This window comes from Cellulomonas aerilata (assembly GCF_007991755.1).
Classification (GTDB): domain Bacteria; phylum Actinomycetota; class Actinomycetes; order Actinomycetales; family Cellulomonadaceae; genus Pengzhenrongella; species Pengzhenrongella aerilata.
Window position 1 is genome coordinate 129,918 of the sequence record NZ_BJYY01000018.1, and the last position, 15,951, is coordinate 145,868.

The window sequence follows — 15,951 nt, forward strand, 5'->3', positions numbered from 1 at the left end:
TTACGGGACAAAATGGACGCATGTCGCCCTCCGAGCTCTCCTCCGCCGGCTTCCACGACGTCCCTGCCGAGGCCGGCGGACGGGCCGGCCGGGCGTGGTGGGACGCCAATGCCGAGGAGTACCTGGCGGAGCACGGGGAGTTCCTCGGGCCGGCCGACTTCTGCTGGTGCCCGGAGGGTCTGCGCGAGGCCGACGCCCGGCTGCTGGGCGACGTCGTCGGGCGGGACGTCCTGGAGGTCGGCGCGGGCGCCGCGCAGTGCTCGCGGTGGCTGGTCGCCCAGGGGGCCCGGGCGGTGGCGACCGACGTGTCCGCCGGCATGCTCCACGCGGGGCGCCTGCTGGACCTGCGGACCGGCGTCGTGACGCCCGCGCTGCAGTCCGACGCCCGCGCCCTGCCGTTCGCCGACGGCTCCTTCGACACCGCGTTCACCGCCTTCGGCGCGCTGCCGTTCGTCCCCGACACCGCCCGCGTGCACGCCGAGGTGGCCCGGGTCCTGCGGCCGGGGGGTCGGTGGGTGTTCGCGGTGACCCACCCGATCCGCTGGGCGTTCCCGGACGACCCGACCGAGCGTGGCCTGACCGCCGTCCGCTCCTACTTCGACCGCCGCCCGTACGTGGAGACCGGCGACGACGGTGCGGTGCTGTACGCCGAGTACCACCGGACCCTCGGGGACCACGTGGCCGACGTGGTGGCGGCCGGGCTCCTGCTGGAGCGGCTCGTGGAGCCCGAGTGGCCGGCCGGGCACACCCGGACCTGGGGCGGCTGGGGCCCGGTCCGGGGGGCGCTCCTGCCCGGGACCGCGATCCTGGTCACGCGCCGGCCCTAGGTCCCGCGTCGCAGCCCGCCCGCCCGTCCCCCCGCCGCCGCCGCCCGCCCCGCCTCGTCCTCGCAGGGACGGGGCGGGGCGGGCGCAGGGGGGCACGACCGGACGGCCGGGCCACGCGTCAGTGCGCGACGGTGGCCTTCTCCGAGCCGGCGCCGGTGAGGGACCGGACCTCCATCTCGGCGAACTTCTCGGGCGACTCGTCCTTCTTCCCCAGGTGCGTCCCGATGAAGCCGAGCAGGAACGCCAGCGGGATGGAGACGATGCCGGGGTTCTCCAGCGGGAAGATCGCGAAGTCGACCGACGTGTTCTTGATCATCGACAGGCTCGCCCCGGTGACTGGGTCGACCTTGCCCGACACGACCGGCGAGAACGCGATGAGCACGATGCACGAGATCAGCCCGCCGTACATGCTCCACAGCGCCCCGGTGGTGTTGAACTTCTTCCAGAACAGCGAGTAGAGGATGGTCGGCAGGTTCGCGCTGGCAGCCACCGCGAAGGCGAGGGCGACCAGGAACGCGATGTTCTGGCCCTGGGCGAAGATCCCGCCGATGATCGCCAGGACCCCGATCACCACGACGGTGATCCGCGCGACCCGGACCTCCCCATCGGGGTTCACCTCGCCGTGCTTGATGACCGACGCGTAGATGTCGTGGGCGAAGGTGGCTGCCGCGGTGATCGTCAACCCGGCGACCACCGCGAGGATCGTCGCGAACGCGACGGCTGCGATGATCCCGAGCAGGATCTCCCCGCCGAGCGCGAACGCGAGCAGCGGTGCGGCGGAGTTCACACCGCCGGGTGCGGCCAGGATCGTGTCCGTGCCGACCAGGGCGCCGGCGCCGTAGCCCAGCACCAGCGTGAACAGGTAGAAGATGCCGATGAGCCAGATGGCCCAGACCACCGAGCGACGGGCCTCCTTGGCGGTCGGCACGGTGTAGAAGCGCATGAGCACGTGCGGCAGGCCGGCCGTCCCGAGGACGAGCGCCAGGCCGAGCGACAGGAAGTTCAGCTTGCTCGTCGCGGTGGCGCCGTACTGCTTGCCGGGCTCGATCAGCGCCTCGCCGCCCTCGCCGAAGCGGTCGACCGCGCCCTGGATGACGTCGGACAGGTTGAACCCGAACTTCGCCAAGACCCAGATCGTCATCACCGCGGCGCCCGCGATGAGCAGCACCGCCTTGATGATCTGGACCCAGGTGGTGCCCTTCATCCCGCCGACGAGGACGTAGAGGATCATCAGCGCGCCGACCACGACGACGACCAGGCTCTGGCCCGCCGACGACGAGATCCCGAGCAGCAGCGCGACGAGGCCGCCGGCGCCCGCCATCTGGGCGAGCAGGTAGAAGAAGATCACCGCGAGCGTGGCGATCGCCGCCGCCATGCGCACCGGGCGCTGCTTGAGGCGGAACGACAGCACGTCGGCCATCGTGAACTTGCCGGTGTTGCGCAGCAGCTCGGCGACCAGGAGCAGCGCAACGAGCCACGCCACCAGGAAGCCGATCGAGTACATGAACCCGTCGTAGCCGTTGACGGCGATCGCACCGGCGATGCCGAGGAAGCTCGCGGCCGACAGGTAGTCGCCCGCGATCGCCGTGCCGTTCTGCGGTCCGGTGAAGGACCGCCCCCCGGCGTAGTAGTCGGCCGCCGTCCGGTTGTTCTTCGACGCGCGGAACACGATCACGAGCGTGACCGCGACGAAGAGCCCGAAGATGCCGATGTTCACGGCCGGGTTGCCGACCTCGGTCGCCTCGGCGGCGAGCAGGGTGCCGTTCACAGGTCACGCCCCTCGATGCGCTGGCGGAGCTCGTCCGCGATGGGGTCCTGGTGGGTGTTGGCCCAGCGGGCGTAGAGCATCGTGATGACGAACGTCGACACGAACTGCCCGAGGCCGAACACCAGCCCGACGGTGATGTTGCCGGCCAGCCGCGTGCTCATGAAGTCCGTGGCGTACGCGGCGAGCAGCACGTAGACGAGGTACCAGGCCAGGAACAGCCCGGTCATGGGGAACACGAAGGTGCGGAACCTGCGGCGCAGGGCCTGGAACTCCGCGGAGCGCTGCACGCGTTCGTAGTCGGTCTCGGCGCGGTCGGCGCCGGGCGGGTGGGTCAGCTCGGACATGCTGTCTCCGGTTCGCGGGTGGGTGGCAGCGTTGCCACCGGGCCCACTGTGACGCACCGCCGCGGGCGAGCCCCGGCGAACCGCCGCGGCACGCCGGAGACCTCACGTCCCCGGCGCCCGTGCGGTCAGTGACCGGCTTCGTGCCAGCTCGAGCCGGTCCCGACGGACACGTCCAGCGGCACCGACAGGTCGCCGCCCGCCGACCCCATCTGCTCGCGGACCAGTGCCTCGACCTCCGCCCGCTCCCCCGGCGCGACCTCCAGCACGAGCTCGTCGTGGACCTGGAGCAGCAGCCTCGAGCCGAGGCCGCGGGTGGTCAGCTCGCGGTCGACGCCGAGCATCGCGACCTTGATGAGGTCCGCCGCGCTGCCCTGGATCGGGGCGTTGAGGGCCATCCGCTCGGCGGTGTCCCGCCGCTGCCGGTTGTCGCTGGTGAGGTCGGGCAGGTAGCGGCGGCGGCCGAGGATCGTCGCGGTGTACCCCGTGGCCCGGGCCTCGTCCACGACCCCGGTGAGGTAGTCGCGCACGCCGCCGAACCGCCCGAAGTAGTCCTCCATGAGCCCCGCGGCCTCGCCCACGGCGATGTCGAGCTGCTTGGACAGCCCGAAGGACGACAGCCCGTACGCCAGGCCGTAGGACATCGCCTTGATCTTGGAGCGCATCTCGCTCGTGACGTCCTCGGTCGCGACGCCGAACACCCGCGACCCGACGTAGCGGTGCAGGTCCTCCCCCGACCGGAACGCCTCGATGAGGCCCTCGTCGCCGGACAGGTGCGCCATGATCCGCATCTCGATCTGGCTGTAGTCCGCGGTGAGCAGCGTCTCGTAGCCGGGGCCGACGACGAAGGCGCGGCGGATCCGGCGACCGTCCTCGGTGCGGATCGGGATGTTCTGCAGGTTGGGGTCCGTCGACGACAGGCGCCCGGTCGCGGCGATCGTCTGCATGAACGTCGTGTGGATGCGACCGTCGTCGGCGACCGACCTCAGCAGCCCCTCGACCGTCTGCCGCAGCCGGATCGCGTCCCGGTGCGCGAGCAGGTGCTGCAGGAACGGGTGCTCCGTCCGCGCGTACAGGTCGGTGAGGGCGGCCGCGTCGGTGGTCCAGCCGGACTTGATCTTCTTGGTCTTCGGCATGCCGAGCTGGTCGAAGAGGACCTCCTGCAGCTGCTTCGGCGAGCCGAGGTTCACCTCCCGGCCGATCGCGGCGTAGGCGTCGGCGGCCTCGCTGGTGACGATGCCGTCGAAGTACCGCTCGAGCTCCACGAGGTGCTCGCGGTCCGCCGCGATGCCGGTGCGCTCCAGGCGTCCGAGCACGTCCACCAGCGGCAGCTCGACCTCGGTGAGCAGCCGGGCGGCACCCCGCTTGCCGAGCTCGGAGGACAGCACGTCGGTGAGGTCGGCGACGGCCGCGGCCCGTACCGCCGCCCGTCGGGCGTCGTCGCTGCCGTCCAGCTCCAGGTCCAGCGCGCCCTGCGCGCCGGACCCCGCGTCGGCCGTGAGCTCGCGGCGCAGGTAGGAGAAGGTCAGCTCCGCCAGGTCGTAGGCGCGCCGGTCCGGCTCGCAGAGGTAGGCCGCGAGCTCGACGTCGAAGGTCACGCCGGCCAGCAGCAAGCCGCGCCCCGCGAGCGCGTGCCCCGCCGCCTTGGCGCCGTGCACCGTCTTCGCCGCCGCCGGGTCGGCCAGCCACTCGGCGAGGGCCTTCTCGTCCGCGGGGGACACCTCCGCGAGGTCGACGACGGTCGCCTCCCCGCCGTCGTCCACCACCGCGACGGACCACGCGTCCGCGCCGACCGGCGTCCCCTTGCCCCGGACGTCGAGGGCGAGCCGGCGCCCGGCGCGTTCGCGCAGCCAGTCGCCCAGCGTCCCCTCCGCGGGCGTGACGAGCGTGAGCTCACCGGCCTCGACCGGCTCGGGGGGCGACGCCTCCGCGGCGACCATGGCGAACATCCGCTCGCGCAGGACCCGGAACTCCAGCGCGTCGAAGACGGTGAGCATCTCCTCGCGGTCCCAGGGCTGGACGGTGAGGTCGGCGGGCGTCAGCGGCAGCTCCACGTCGGTGAGCAGGCGGTTGAGCCGACGGTTGAGCAGCACCTGGTCGAGGTTGGCGCGCAGGGCCTCCCCCGCCTTCCCGGTGATCCGGTCCACGTGCGCGACGACGCCCTCCAGGCCGCCGTACGTGGTGATCCACTTCGCCGCGGTCTTCGGCCCGACGCCCGGGATGCCGGGGAGGTTGTCGCTGGACTCCCCGACCAGCGCGGCGAGGTCGGAGTAGCGCTCCGGCCCGACGCCGTAGCGCTCGGTGACGGCCTCCGGCGTCATGCGCCAGAGATCGCTCACCCCGCGGACCGGGTACAGGATCGTGACCTGGTCGTTCACGAGCTGGAACATGTCCCGGTCGCCCGAGCTGATCAGGACGTCCATCCCGGCGGCCTGGGCCTGGACCGACAGCGTGGCGAGGATGTCGTCGGCCTCGATGTTCGGCTTCTCCAGGACGGCGATGCGCATCGCGGCGAGCACCTTGCGGATGAGTGCCACCTGCCCGCGGAACGGCTCCGGCGTCGCGTCCCGGGTGCCCTTGTACTCGGCGTACTGCTCGGTGCGGAAGGTCGACCGGCCGGCGTCGAACGCGACGGCGACGTGCGTCGGCGACTCGTCCCGCAGGAGGTTGGCGAGCATGGACGTGAAGCCGTACACCGCGTTCGTCGGCTCGCCGTTCACCGTGGAGAACTTGTCGACCGGCAGGGCGAAGAACGCCCGGAACGCCATGGAGTGCCCGTCGACGAGGAGCAGACGCGGTCGGGGACCGGTCGGGGCGGTCGCGGCAGGGGCGGCGTCTGGCTGGTTGTCGCTCACGGGTGCCAACCTATCCGCCATGACCGACACCGACGTCCTCGCCCGCCTCGCCACGGAGGCGGCCGGGTCCCTGCTCGAGCGGATGGGCATCAGGCTGCTGGAGGTGGGCGCGCAGCGGACGGTGGGGACCATGCCCGTGGCGGGCAACACCACGCCGTACGGGCTGCTGCACGGCGGCGCTTCGGTCGTGCTGGCCGAGACGCTCGGCTCCTACGCCGCCGGGGCGCACGCCGGGCCCGGCCGGGTGGCCGTCGGGATCGAGGTCGGCGCGACGCACCACCGGTCCGCCCGGGAGGGTCTGGTCACCGGGACCGCGACCGCACTCCACCTGGGCCGGACGACGGCGTCCTACGAGATCGTGGTCGAGGACTCCACGTCCCGGCGGCTGGCCACCGCACGCCTGACGTGCATGCTGATCGAGGACCGGCGCGGCTCCTGACCGGCCGTGCCGTCCGCGCGCGTCCCCTCCGCCAGGGCCGTCGCCTCGGCCTGCGCCCGCGCTGCGGCCAGCTGCTCCGGGAGCCCGCGCAGGTCGACCGGACCGCTGACGGTGGCCGACCGCACCTGGCGGCGACGCGCGATCAGGTCCTCCAGGCCGCGGCCCGAGCCGCGGCGCGCGACGCCGGCGCCGACGGGGTCGCTCGCGAGCCGGCGCTGGAGCGCCTCGGTGGACACCACGCGGTGCGCCGCGGCGGGGGCGAACCCGAGCCGGGCGAGGAACCGCTGGACGCCGCGCGAGCCGGGCAGCGGGACGGCGAAGACCTGGGTGGCGCCGGTCTCGTCGGCGATGCCGAGCGCGCCGGACAGCAGGGCGTGCCCCAGCCCGCGGCGGCGGTCCCGCGGCCGCACGAACAGCGCCTCGACATGCAGGCTGACGTCCTCGGTGAAAGGGCTCGGCCCGACGACCCGCGCGAGCAGCAGGCCGGCGACGTCGCCGTCGAGCAGGCCGACGAGGGCGCGGCCACCGGGGGCCGCGAGCAGCGTCCCGAGCTGGTGCCGGAGCCGGTCGGCGTCGTTGCTGCACAGCTGTGCCCCGACCGCCGCCTCCGCGCGCGCCTGGAGGCACAGGTCGACGAGACCGTCGAGGTCCTCCGGGACCGCCACGCGCACCTGCACACCGGGACGCACGTCAGCGAGCCTCCTTCGTTCGGGTATCACGGTCGGGCCGACCGCAGAAGGTCCGCCACGCGGGTCGATCATGACAAATGCATAACGGTTCCGCACGGTGGGCTCGACGAGCCTAGAGCCTCGCAGACCCCGGACCATCACTCCACCAGGTGACACGGGCGCGCGAGGGCACGACGCCGGCCGCGTGGCAGGTGACATCCGCGACACAATCCGCACCTATGCTCCGTGTCCTCGACGGCCACGGCTGCTCGGCAACGGCGTCGAGACCCCTGTCAACCGATGGCCCCCATGACCGGACGGAGGTCCCAGGTGCGCCCACCCGCGACCATGGACCGATCCCGCGCTGCCCGTCAGGGCCTGCTCGCGCTGCTCCTCGCGCTCCTGGCGTGCCTGCCCCTGGTGCTCGGTTCCGCGTCCCCGGCCGGCGCGACCACGACGCCGTGCGCCGCCGACCCGGAGACCGCGTGCATCAACGGGACCCTGCGCACCGCCGCCGGTGCCCCGGCCGTCGGCGTCACGCTGACCGTCGAGGGGCCGGCCGGCGCCTCCACCGTCACCAGCGGGCCGGACGGCCGCTGGTCGGCAGCGGTCACCGAGGCCGGCGACTACACCGTCACCCTGCAGGAGGAGTCGCTGCCGGCCGGGGAGACGCTGCGCGACCCGGCGAACAACCCCCGCACCGTGACCGTCGAGCTGGGCAGCAGCGGCGCCGCGCTGTTCCCGCTGGGCACGCCGACCGCAGGCGGCTCCGGCGGCTCGGGCGGCTCGGGACCTGCGGCCACCCCGGCCCCGGGCGACAGCTCGGCCGATCCCGAGGGCGCCGAGCCCGGCGTGGACACCACCGCCACCGGCTCCTCCAGCGGCGGCAGCATCACGTGGGGCCGCGTCGCGCAGCAGGCGACCGCCGGCCTGGTGTTCGGCAGCCTGCTCGCCCTGGCGTCCATCGGGCTCTCGCTCATCTTCGGCACCACCGGGCTGAGCAATTTCGCCCACGGCGAGCAGGTGACCCTCGGCGGGATCCTGGCCTACGTCGGCGTGCAGACCCTGCACCTGCCGCTGCTCGTCGCCGGCGCGCTCGCGGTCGCGCTGGCGGGCCTGTCCGGCTACGTGCAGGACCGGTTCCTGTGGCACCCGCTGCGCCGGCGACGGGTCGGCATGACCCAGCAGCTCATCGTCACGATCGGGCTCGCGATCGCCCTGCAGTACACCTACCAGTTCTTCTTCGGCGCCAGTTCGCTGCGCATCGTCACGACGTCCCCGGAGACGGTCCGACTCGGGCCGGTGTTCCTCACCCAGCAGTCCGTCATCTCGATGGTCATCGCCGCGCTCGTGCTCGGCGGGGTCGCGTACTTCCTGGTCGGCACCCGCACCGGACGTGCGACGCGGGCCGTGTCGGACAACCCCGCGCTCGCCGCGGCGTCCGGCATCTCGGTGGACCGCATCATCCGGCTGGTCTGGACGGTCGGCGCGGCCCTGGCAGGCCTGGGCGGGGTCCTCATGGGCCTGTACCTCAACGCCACCGCCTGGAACATGGGCGGCACGCTGCTGCTGCTCATGTTCGCGGCGGTCACCCTCGGCGGTCTGGGCACCGCGTTCGGCGCGCTCGTCGGGTCGCTGGTGATCGGGCTGGTCGTGGAGATGTCCAACCTGGTGATCCCGTCGGACATGCGGTACGCCGGCGCGCTCGTCATCCTCATCGTCATCCTGCTGTTCCGTCCACAAGGCATCCTCGGCCGCGCCGAGCGCATCGGTTAAGCGGAGGTCGTCACCATGGACTGGACCCGGATCCTCACCAACGTCTTCGGCGAGCTGCTCGCGCCGACGACCGCCGCCTACGCGCTCGCCGCCGTCGGCCTCAACATCCACTTCGGCCTCACCGGGCTGCTCAACTTCGGCCAGGCCGGCTTCATGCTCCTGGGGGCGTACGGGTTCGCGATCTCCACGATCGCGGGCCTCCCGATCTGGGCGGCGCTGCTCGTCGCGATCGCGTGCTCGGTCGTCTTCGCCCTGATCCTCGGCATCCCCACGCTGAAGCTGCGGGGCGACTACCTCGCGATCGTCACCATCGCCGCGGCGGAGATCGTCCGCATCGTCGGCCGGTCCACCGCGCTGACGGACCTGACCGGGGCGTCCTCGGGCCTGCGCGGCAACAGCTACAAGGAGTCCTTCCAAGCGCTGTCGCCGTTCCCCGACGGCACCACCGACATCGGGCCGCTGTCGTACTCCAACAACGCCTCGAACAGCTGGTGGATCCGCCTGGTCGGCTGGGCGCTGGTCGCCCTGGCGTGCCTGCTGGTGTGGCGGCTGACCAACAGCCCGTGGGGTCGCGTGCTCAAGGGCATCCGCGAGGACGAGGACGCCGTCCGCTCGCTCGGCAAGAACGTCTACGCCTACAAGATGCAGGCGCTGGTGCTCGGCGGCGTGATCGGCGCGGTGGCTGGGATCGTCTACGTCCTGCCACGAGCGGTCCAGCCGGACTCCATGGGCCGGCCGATGACCTTCTTCGTGTGGACCATCCTGCTGCTCGGGGGCGCGGCGACGGTGTGGGGCCCCGTGCTCGGGTCGATGATCTTCTGGGCCGCGCTCATGCTGATCAAGTCCGTCATGCGCTCCACCGTCCCGGACACCGTCATGCGCACCGAGCAGATCGAGCAGTTCGGCTGGATCGTCGTGGGCGTCACGCTGATGATGCTGGTGATCTTCCGACCACAGGGGCTGCTCGGCGACAAGAAGGAGCTGGCGATCAATGTCCGCTGACCCGACCGTCCCGGTCACCCACGGCGCGACGGCCCTCGCGGCGCCGTCGTCCCCCTCGCGCGCGGCCGACCTGCGCACCCGGTTCGCCGCCGTCGAGCAGGCGCCCGGCGCACCCAAGCCGGACCCGATCGTCGTCGCCGACGGCGTCACGCGGCACTTCGGAGGGATGACCGCCGTCGACGTCGACCACCTCGAGGTCGAGCGCGGGGCGATCACCGCCCTGATCGGCCCCAACGGCGCCGGCAAGACGACGCTGTTCAACCTGCTCACCGGGTTCGACAAGCCCAGCACCGGCACCTGGACGTTCGAGGGCCGGTCGCTGTCGGGTGTGCCCGCGGCCAAGGTGGCACGGTCCGGCATGGTGCGGACCTTCCAGCTGACCAAGGCGCTGAGCCGCATGACGGTCATCGAGAACATGCGGCTGGGTGCCGCCGCGCAGCCCGGGGAGAACCTCGGCCGCGCCCTACTGCCGGGGCTGTGGCGCTCGCGCGAGCGGGAGATCACCGAGCAGGCCGAGGAGCTCCTCGCCCGGTTCAAGCTCGACGCCAAGCGCGACGACTTCGCCGGCAGCCTGTCCGGCGGGCAGCGCAAGCTGCTGGAGATGGCGCGCGCGCTCATGAGCAAGCCGACGATGGTCATGCTGGACGAGCCGATGGCCGGGGTGAACCCGGCGCTGACGCAGTCCCTGCTGGGCCACATCCAGGCCCTGCGCGACGACGGCACCACCGTGCTGTTCGTCGAGCACGACATGCACATGGTCCGGCACATCTCCGACTGGGTCGTGGTGATGGCCGAGGGCCGCATCGTGGCCGAGGGGCCGCCGGAGTCCGTGATGAGCGACCAGGCCGTCATCGACGCGTACCTCGGTGCGCACCACGACACGGACCTGGGCGACGACTCCCTGCTCACCGACGACGTCACCACCGCCCTGGAGGGGAAGCCGTGACCGCTCCCGTGACCAGCACCGCCGACCGCGACTCCACGCACCGTGGGGCGCCCGCCGGTGAGCCGCTGCTGGCCGCCACCGACCTGGTGGCGGGGTACCTGCCCGGCGTCGACATCCTCGGCGGCTGCGACCTCGTGGTGCACCCCGGGGAGCTCGTCGGCATCATCGGGCCCAACGGGGCGGGCAAGTCCACGCTGCTCAAGGCGCTGTTCGGGCTGGTGACCGTGCGCTCCGGCTCGGTCACGCTCAAGGGCGAGGACATCACCAACCACCGCGCCGACTCCCTCGTGCGCCGCGGCGTCGGCTTCGTGCCGCAGAACAACAACGTGTTCCCCTCGCTCAGCATCGAGGAGAACCTGCAGATGGGCCTGTACCAGGCCCCCAAGCGGTTCGACGAGCGGTTCGACTTCATCGTCGACCTGTTCCCCACACTCGGGGAGCGTCGCAAGCAGCGTGCCGGGTCGCTGTCCGGCGGCGAGCGGCAGATGGTCGCGATGGCGCGTGCGCTGATGATGGACCCGTCCGTGCTGCTCCTCGACGAGCCGTCGGCGGGCCTGTCCCCCGTCCGGCAGGACGAGACGTTCATCCGCACCCGCAAGATCAACAAGGCGGGCGTCTCGATCGTCATCGTCGAGCAGAACGCCCGCCGGTGCCTGCAGATCTGCGACCGCGCCTACGTCCTGGACCAGGGCCGCAACGCCTACTCCGGGCCGGGCCGCGAGCTGATGAACGACCCCAAGGTCATCGAGCTGTACCTGGGGACGCTGGCGACCGACGTCGAGGCGGCCACCGGAGGTCACTGACCTGGCCGTGCGGCGGACGCGACGAAGGGCCCGGTGGACGTCCACCGGGCCCTTCGTCATGCGCCCCGCCGGCCGCCGGGTGCCCTCACCCGGCGGCCGACCGCGCAGATCACGCCGCGGCTTCGCCCTCCTCGGCCTTCACCCAGGCGTTCTTGTTGTCCGGGCCGAACTGGTAGATCCCGATGAACGCCGACGACGGGTCGTTGCTGTCGTTGAACGCCCCGGCACCGGAGACGGTCTCGTAGTCGATCTCCTCGCCGTCCTCGAGCAGCTGCGCGCACTCCTCGAACGTCGAGCAGGCCGTGCCGCCCTCCGCACCGGACACCGCGGCCATGTTCTCCTGGATCGTCGGGCCGTCGGTGCCCTCGCCGCGGATCGCGGCCAGCGCGGACAGGATCACGGCGTCGTAGGACTCGGCCGCGTAGGAGTAGTCCGTCAGGTCCGGGTTGACGCCGAGCAGGCGCTCCTGGAAGTCCTCGCTCGGGAACGCGCCCGGCAGCGTGCCCTGCGCGCCCTCCAGCGTGCCGGGCTCGAAGTCCGCGCTGTAGTCGGCCAGGTTGCCGTCGACGAAGTAGAGCTTCGACGTGTCGAACCCGGCGGTCTGCAGCGCCGGGACGATGAGCTTGGTCTGGTCGAACGCGATGACGACGATCGCCTCGGGGCTGGTCGCCATGGCCGCCGTGACGGCGGACGGGATGACGTCGTCCGACGCGGGGTCGAACTCCTCACCCGGGTTGCCGTAGCTGACCTCGACGCCGGCCTCCTCCAGCGTGGCCGACGCGACGTCGCGCAGGCTCGTGCCGTAGTCGTCGTTGAAGACCAGGAACGCCACGCGGGTGTGGCCGTCGCCGATGATGAGGTTCGCCAGCGCGTTGCCCTGGACGATGTCCGACGGCGCCGTGCGGAAGTAGAACGGCGAGTAGCCGGACAGGTCGGTGGCGGTGTTGGCCGGCGAGATCTGCACGATCTCGGCGCCCGTGATGTCGTCGATGACGTTCCGGGTGACCGAGGAGGACGCCGCGCCGACGATGACGGAGACGTCCTGGCTGATGAGGTCGGTGACCGACTGGGTGGCGACCTCGGCGTTATCGGCGTCGGAGGAGTCGGTGTGCACGACCTCGACGTCCTGGCCCAGGACGCCGCCGGCTGCGTTGATCTCCTCCTTGGCGAGGTCCACGCCGGCGATCTCGGGCGGGCCGAGGAACGCGAGCGAACCGGTCTGCGGCAGGAGGGAGCCGACCTTGAGGGGTGCCGAGCCGGCCGCGGCGTCCTCGGTCTCGGTGCTGCCGGCGTCGTCGGTGCCGCCGCTCGAGCATGCGGTCAGCACCAGCGCGACGGTGCCCGCCAGGGCGGCCGCGCGCACTGCGTGGGTGGATCGGAACATAGAAGTGGTACTCCTCTGCTGAGCACTGCCGGGCGCGAGGCGGTCAGGGGGGACCGCCTCGGACTGTGCCGAGAAGGTACCTGGTGGATGTGTCCACCCTGTGACGCTTCTCATCTCACGGTGCGTCGTTGCGCAGTTGTGACCAAATGCCGCGGGCCCGGTCCCCCGCATGGGTGACCGGGCCCGGGTGTGCTCAGCCGCAGGTCAGCTCCCGCCGCCGACCTGCTCGATGACGGCGTCCGCGACCTCACGCATCGTGAGGCGGCGGTCCATCGACGTCTTCTGGATCCACCGGAACGACTCGGGCTCGGACAGGCCCATCTTGGTCATGAGCAGGCCCTTGGCCCGGTCCACGCGCTTGCGGGTCTCGAACCGCTCGGTCAGGTCGGCGACCTCGGACTCGAGCGCCGAGATCTGCGAGTACCGCGAGATCGCGATCTCCAGGGCCGGCAGCAGGTCCGCGGGGCTGAACGGCTTGACGACGTACGCCATGGCGCCCGCGTCGCGCGCCCGCTCGACGAGCTCGGTCTGCGAGAACGCGGTGAGCAGGACGACCGGGGCGACGTGGGCCTTGCCGATCCGCTCCGCCGCCGAGATGCCGTCCAGGACGGGCATCTTCACGTCCATGACGACGACGTCCGGCCGCAGCTCGGTGGCGAGCCGGACGGCGGTCTCGCCGTCGCCGGCCTCCCCCACGACGTCGAAACCCGCCTCGCGCAACGTCTCCACGACGTCCATGCGGATGAGGGCCTCGTCCTCGGCGACGACGGCGCGTCGGGCGGGCCGCTTGGGTGCGGCGGGCTCCGCCTGCTCCTCCAGGAGCGGCGGGAGGTCGAGCGGGACAGGCGTCGTCGCGTCCGGGTTCGAATCGCTGGTGGTCACGGGCACACCTTAGCGGCGGGCGGGACGCCAGGCCCCGAACCCCCGCGTCGCGTGGCGCACACGGTGCGCCGGACGCGGTGCGCCGGGGCGCGTCCGGCATTCGGTAACGTGGTCCGCGCGCGCCGCCCGCGGTGCGCGTGCCCCGATAGCCCAACCGGCAGAGGCGTTCGGCTCAAACCCGATCCAGTGTGGGTTCGAATCCCACTCGGGGCACCCCGCTCCGCACGGACCCTGCGGCCGGTGGCGGCCGAGCGCCGGCCTCCGTCAGTGGAGCGGTTGCACACCGATGACGGAGAGCAGCTGGAGCTTCTCGTAGCTCTCGGTACCCGGAGCGGCGGTGTAGACCAGCAGCGAGTGCGACCCGGCAGGGTCGATCAGGGTCTGGCAGGTGAGGTCGAGCGACCCGAGCTCGCGGTGGACGAAGTGCTTGACCTCGGGGGGCCGGACGCCGACCTCGTGCAGGTCCCAGATGTCGCGGAACTCCGCGCTGCGGGCGAGGAGGTCGTCGGCGAGCGCGGCCGCCCGCGAGGGCCGGCCGCGCAGCGTGATCACACCGCGAAGCCCGGAGACCCACAGCCGTGAGAGGAAGGCATGGTCCTCCCCGGCGTAGAGGTCGCGGCTGGACGGGTCGGTGAACCACCGGTACCCGATGCTGCGGGCGGGACCGGTCAGGCCGGCGGTGTCCCCGGTGAGTGCGACACCGAGCGGGGTCTGGCGCAGGGTCTCACCGAGCTCGGTGACGATCTCGGCGGGCGTGTCCTCCAGGCGGTCGAGGATGCGCAGCAGGCCGGGGCTGATGTGGTCGCCAGGCGTGCCCCGGTCGGGCGGGCGGTGCCCCGCCAACCGGTACAGGTGGTCACGCTCGGCGACCGACAGGCGCAGGCCCTGGGCGATCGACGCGATCATCTGCTCCGAGGGCTGGGGCCCGGCGCCACGCTCGAGGCGGGCGTAGTAGTCGGGCGACATGTGGCAGAGCACGGCGACCTCTTCGCGGCGCAGGCCGTCGGTCCGACGACGTCGACCGCGCAGCAGGCCCACGTCCTCGGGCTGCAGCGCGTGGCGGCGGTGGCGCAGGAACTGCGCCACTCCCGGTCGGTCGATCGCCATGCATCCTCCTGGGGTCGTCGTGACCGTTCTACGCCCCGGCCCTCGCCGGTAACCACTGACCGACCGGTCCTGGTTAACGCTCGCCATCGGGGCGAGTGTCGTCGTGTCATCACCACGACCCGGGAGCACACCCATGGCACGCAGACCTCTCGACATCACCGTCCCCACCCTGACCGGCAAGCGGGCGGTCGTGACGGGGGCCAGCGACGGCATCGGCCTGCGCATCGCCACCGCGCTGGCCGCCGCGGGCGCCGAGCTCGTGCTGCCCGTCCGCGACCTCGGCAAGGGCGGGGCGGCCCTCACGGCCATCCGCGCGACGGCGCCGGCCGCCACCGTGTCGCTGCACCCGATGGACCTCGCGTCCCTGGAGTCCGTCGCCACGTTCGGTGACGCGCTGCGAAGGGAGGGAGACCCCGTCCACCTGCTGATCAACAACGCCGGCGTCATGACCCCACCCGACAGGCGGACCACGGTCGACGGCTTCGAGCTCCAGCTCGGCACCAACCACCTCGGACACGTCGCCCTCGTCGCGCACCTCCTGCCCCTGCTCCGCGCCGGGCGTGCGCGCGTCACGTCCCAGGTCAGCGTCGCGGCGAACCAGGGCTCCATCAATTGGGACGACCTCAACTGGGAGCGCTCGTACGACGGCATGCGCGCCTACAGCCAGTCGAAGATCGCCTTCGGGCTCTTCGGGGTCGAGCTCGCCCGACGGAGCGCGACCGACGGGTGGGGAATCACCAGCAACCTGTCGCACCCCGGTGTCGCGCCCACGAGCCTGCTGTCCGCCCGCCCCGAGCTCGGACGCGCCGGGGACACCCGCAGCGTGCGCGTGATCCGCTGGCTGTCCGCCCGCGGCATCCTCGTCGGCACCCCGGAGACCGCCGCGCTCCCCGCGCTCTACGCGGCGACCTCGCCGGACGCGAAGGACGGCCACCTCTACGGACCCCGCGGTCCCGGCCACCTCGGCGGCGCACCTGCCGAGCAGTCGCTCTACACCCGCCTCCGCGATCAGGACGAGGCGCGCCGGGTCTGGCAGGTGTCCGAGAGGCTGACGACGACAAGCCTCACCCTCGGCTGAGGGTCGCCGGTGTGCGGCGACGCGTCCCTGATCCCGACGTGGGTCGCCCTGACGATCGCCTGCGCGGGCAGAGGC

General features: G+C 72.3%; 14 protein-coding genes and 1 tRNA gene. 8 read left to right on the top strand and 7 right to left on the bottom strand.

Annotated elements, in window-relative coordinates:
• The first annotated feature begins 20 nt into the window (after positions 1–20).
• Positions 21–827: a class I SAM-dependent methyltransferase gene (locus CAE01nite_RS14655; RefSeq protein WP_146906046.1), complete on the top strand. Its 807-nt coding sequence runs from the start codon at positions 21–23 to the stop codon at positions 825–827.
• Between the two features lie 118 nt (positions 828–945).
• Here the strand turns inward: CAE01nite_RS14655 and CAE01nite_RS14660 are convergent, their stop codons facing one another.
• The 3 genes from CAE01nite_RS14660 to polA all read right to left on the bottom strand — a co-directional run bounded on the left by CAE01nite_RS14660 (position 946) and on the right by polA (position 5,812).
• Entirely contained in the window at positions 946–2,595 is a 1,650-nt protein-coding gene (locus CAE01nite_RS14660) for a monocarboxylic acid transporter (protein ID WP_146906048.1), read from the bottom strand.
• Complete coding sequence (locus CAE01nite_RS14665; protein WP_146906050.1) at positions 2,592–2,939, bottom strand: DUF485 domain-containing protein; 348 nt, start codon at positions 2,937–2,939, stop codon at positions 2,592–2,594. The genes CAE01nite_RS14660 and CAE01nite_RS14665 overlap by 4 nt, the downstream gene beginning before the upstream one ends.
• 125 nt (positions 2,940–3,064) lie before the next feature.
• Complete coding sequence (gene polA, locus CAE01nite_RS14670) at positions 3,065–5,812, bottom strand: DNA polymerase I (protein WP_146906052.1); 2,748 nt, start codon at positions 5,810–5,812, stop codon at positions 3,065–3,067.
• Between polA and CAE01nite_RS14675 the strand changes: the two genes are divergently transcribed.
• Positions 5,811–6,230, top strand: coding sequence for a hotdog fold thioesterase (locus CAE01nite_RS14675; protein WP_146906054.1), 420 nt, complete (start codon positions 5,811–5,813; stop codon positions 6,228–6,230). The genes polA and CAE01nite_RS14675 overlap by 2 nt on opposite strands.
• Here CAE01nite_RS14675 and CAE01nite_RS14680 read toward each other — a convergent pair.
• Positions 6,140–6,919, bottom strand: a complete 780-nt coding sequence (locus tag CAE01nite_RS14680) for a GNAT family N-acetyltransferase (protein WP_246131236.1) — start codon at positions 6,917–6,919, stop codon at positions 6,140–6,142. The two genes, CAE01nite_RS14675 and CAE01nite_RS14680, sit on opposite strands and share 91 nt — an antisense overlap.
• 327 nt (positions 6,920–7,246) lie before the next feature.
• On the opposite strand from CAE01nite_RS14680, the gene CAE01nite_RS14685 reads away from it, so the two are divergent.
• The 4 genes from CAE01nite_RS14685 (at position 7,247) to CAE01nite_RS14700 (ending at position 11,425) form a co-directional block, all read left to right on the top strand.
• Positions 7,247–8,674 carry a branched-chain amino acid ABC transporter permease gene (locus CAE01nite_RS14685; protein ID WP_146906058.1) on the top strand — a complete coding sequence of 476 codons (1,428 nt, stop codon included), beginning with the start codon at positions 7,247–7,249 and terminating at the stop codon, positions 8,672–8,674.
• A gap of 15 nt (positions 8,675–8,689) precedes the next feature.
• Entirely contained in the window at positions 8,690–9,676 is a 987-nt protein-coding gene (locus CAE01nite_RS14690; protein WP_146906060.1) for a branched-chain amino acid ABC transporter permease, read from the top strand.
• Positions 9,666–10,622 carry an ABC transporter ATP-binding protein gene (locus CAE01nite_RS14695; protein ID WP_146906062.1) on the top strand — a complete coding sequence of 319 codons (957 nt, stop codon included), beginning with the start codon at positions 9,666–9,668 and terminating at the stop codon, positions 10,620–10,622. Before CAE01nite_RS14690 ends, CAE01nite_RS14695 begins: the two co-directional genes overlap by 11 nt.
• 65 nt (positions 10,623–10,687) lie before the next feature.
• Complete coding sequence (locus CAE01nite_RS14700) at positions 10,688–11,425, top strand: ABC transporter ATP-binding protein (RefSeq protein ID WP_371862907.1); 738 nt, start codon at positions 10,688–10,690, stop codon at positions 11,423–11,425.
• A gap of 109 nt (positions 11,426–11,534) precedes the next feature.
• Here CAE01nite_RS14700 and CAE01nite_RS14705 read toward each other — a convergent pair whose 3' ends face one another.
• The gene (locus CAE01nite_RS14705; RefSeq protein WP_146906064.1) at positions 11,535–12,809 is read right to left on the bottom strand and encodes an ABC transporter substrate-binding protein; all 1,275 of its coding nucleotides are present in this window, start codon (positions 12,807–12,809) and stop codon (positions 11,535–11,537) included.
• A gap of 204 nt (positions 12,810–13,013) precedes the next feature.
• Positions 13,014–13,691 (bottom strand): ANTAR domain-containing response regulator, encoded by a 678-nt coding sequence (locus CAE01nite_RS14710; protein WP_146906066.1) that lies wholly within the window; start codon positions 13,689–13,691, stop codon positions 13,014–13,016.
• Between the two features lie 139 nt (positions 13,692–13,830).
• Here CAE01nite_RS14710 and CAE01nite_RS14715 point away from each other — a divergent pair.
• A tRNA-Leu gene (locus CAE01nite_RS14715) sits at positions 13,831–13,904 on the top strand.
• A 51-nt stretch (positions 13,905–13,955) separates the two neighbouring features.
• Here CAE01nite_RS14715 and CAE01nite_RS14720 read toward each other — a convergent pair.
• Positions 13,956–14,798 carry a helix-turn-helix transcriptional regulator gene (locus tag CAE01nite_RS14720; protein WP_146906068.1) on the bottom strand — a complete coding sequence of 281 codons (843 nt, stop codon included), beginning with the start codon at positions 14,796–14,798 and terminating at the stop codon, positions 13,956–13,958.
• A 133-nt stretch (positions 14,799–14,931) separates the two neighbouring features.
• Here CAE01nite_RS14720 and CAE01nite_RS14725 point away from each other — a divergent pair, with 133 nt between their 5' ends.
• Complete coding sequence (locus tag CAE01nite_RS14725) at positions 14,932–15,876, top strand: SDR family oxidoreductase (RefSeq protein WP_146906069.1); 945 nt, start codon at positions 14,932–14,934, stop codon at positions 15,874–15,876.
• Positions 15,877–15,951: the final 75 nt, after the last annotated feature.

Excerpts from the sequence above, each read along its gene's own strand:
- CAE01nite_RS14655 (WP_146906046.1), top strand. The coding sequence starts at position 21 with ATGTCGCCCTCCGAGCTCTCCTCCGCCGGCTTCCACGACGTCCCTGCC.
- CAE01nite_RS14665 (WP_146906050.1), bottom strand. The coding sequence starts at position 2,939 with ATGTCCGAGCTGACCCACCCGCCCGGCGCCGACCGCGCCGAGACCGAC.
- CAE01nite_RS14675 (WP_146906054.1), top strand. The coding sequence starts at position 5,811 with ATGACCGACACCGACGTCCTCGCCCGCCTCGCCACGGAGGCGGCCGGG.
- polA (WP_146906052.1), bottom strand. The coding sequence starts at position 5,812 with ATGGCGGATAGGTTGGCACCCGTGAGCGACAACCAGCCAGACGCCGCC.
- CAE01nite_RS14685 (WP_146906058.1), top strand. The coding sequence starts at position 7,247 with ATGGACCGATCCCGCGCTGCCCGTCAGGGCCTGCTCGCGCTGCTCCTC.
- CAE01nite_RS14690 (WP_146906060.1), top strand. The coding sequence starts at position 8,690 with ATGGACTGGACCCGGATCCTCACCAACGTCTTCGGCGAGCTGCTCGCG.
- CAE01nite_RS14695 (WP_146906062.1), top strand. The coding sequence starts at position 9,666 with ATGTCCGCTGACCCGACCGTCCCGGTCACCCACGGCGCGACGGCCCTC.
- CAE01nite_RS14705 (WP_146906064.1), bottom strand. The coding sequence starts at position 12,809 with ATGTTCCGATCCACCCACGCAGTGCGCGCGGCCGCCCTGGCGGGCACC.
- CAE01nite_RS14720 (WP_146906068.1), bottom strand. The coding sequence starts at position 14,798 with ATGGCGATCGACCGACCGGGAGTGGCGCAGTTCCTGCGCCACCGCCGC.
- CAE01nite_RS14725 (WP_146906069.1), top strand. The coding sequence starts at position 14,932 with ATGGCACGCAGACCTCTCGACATCACCGTCCCCACCCTGACCGGCAAG.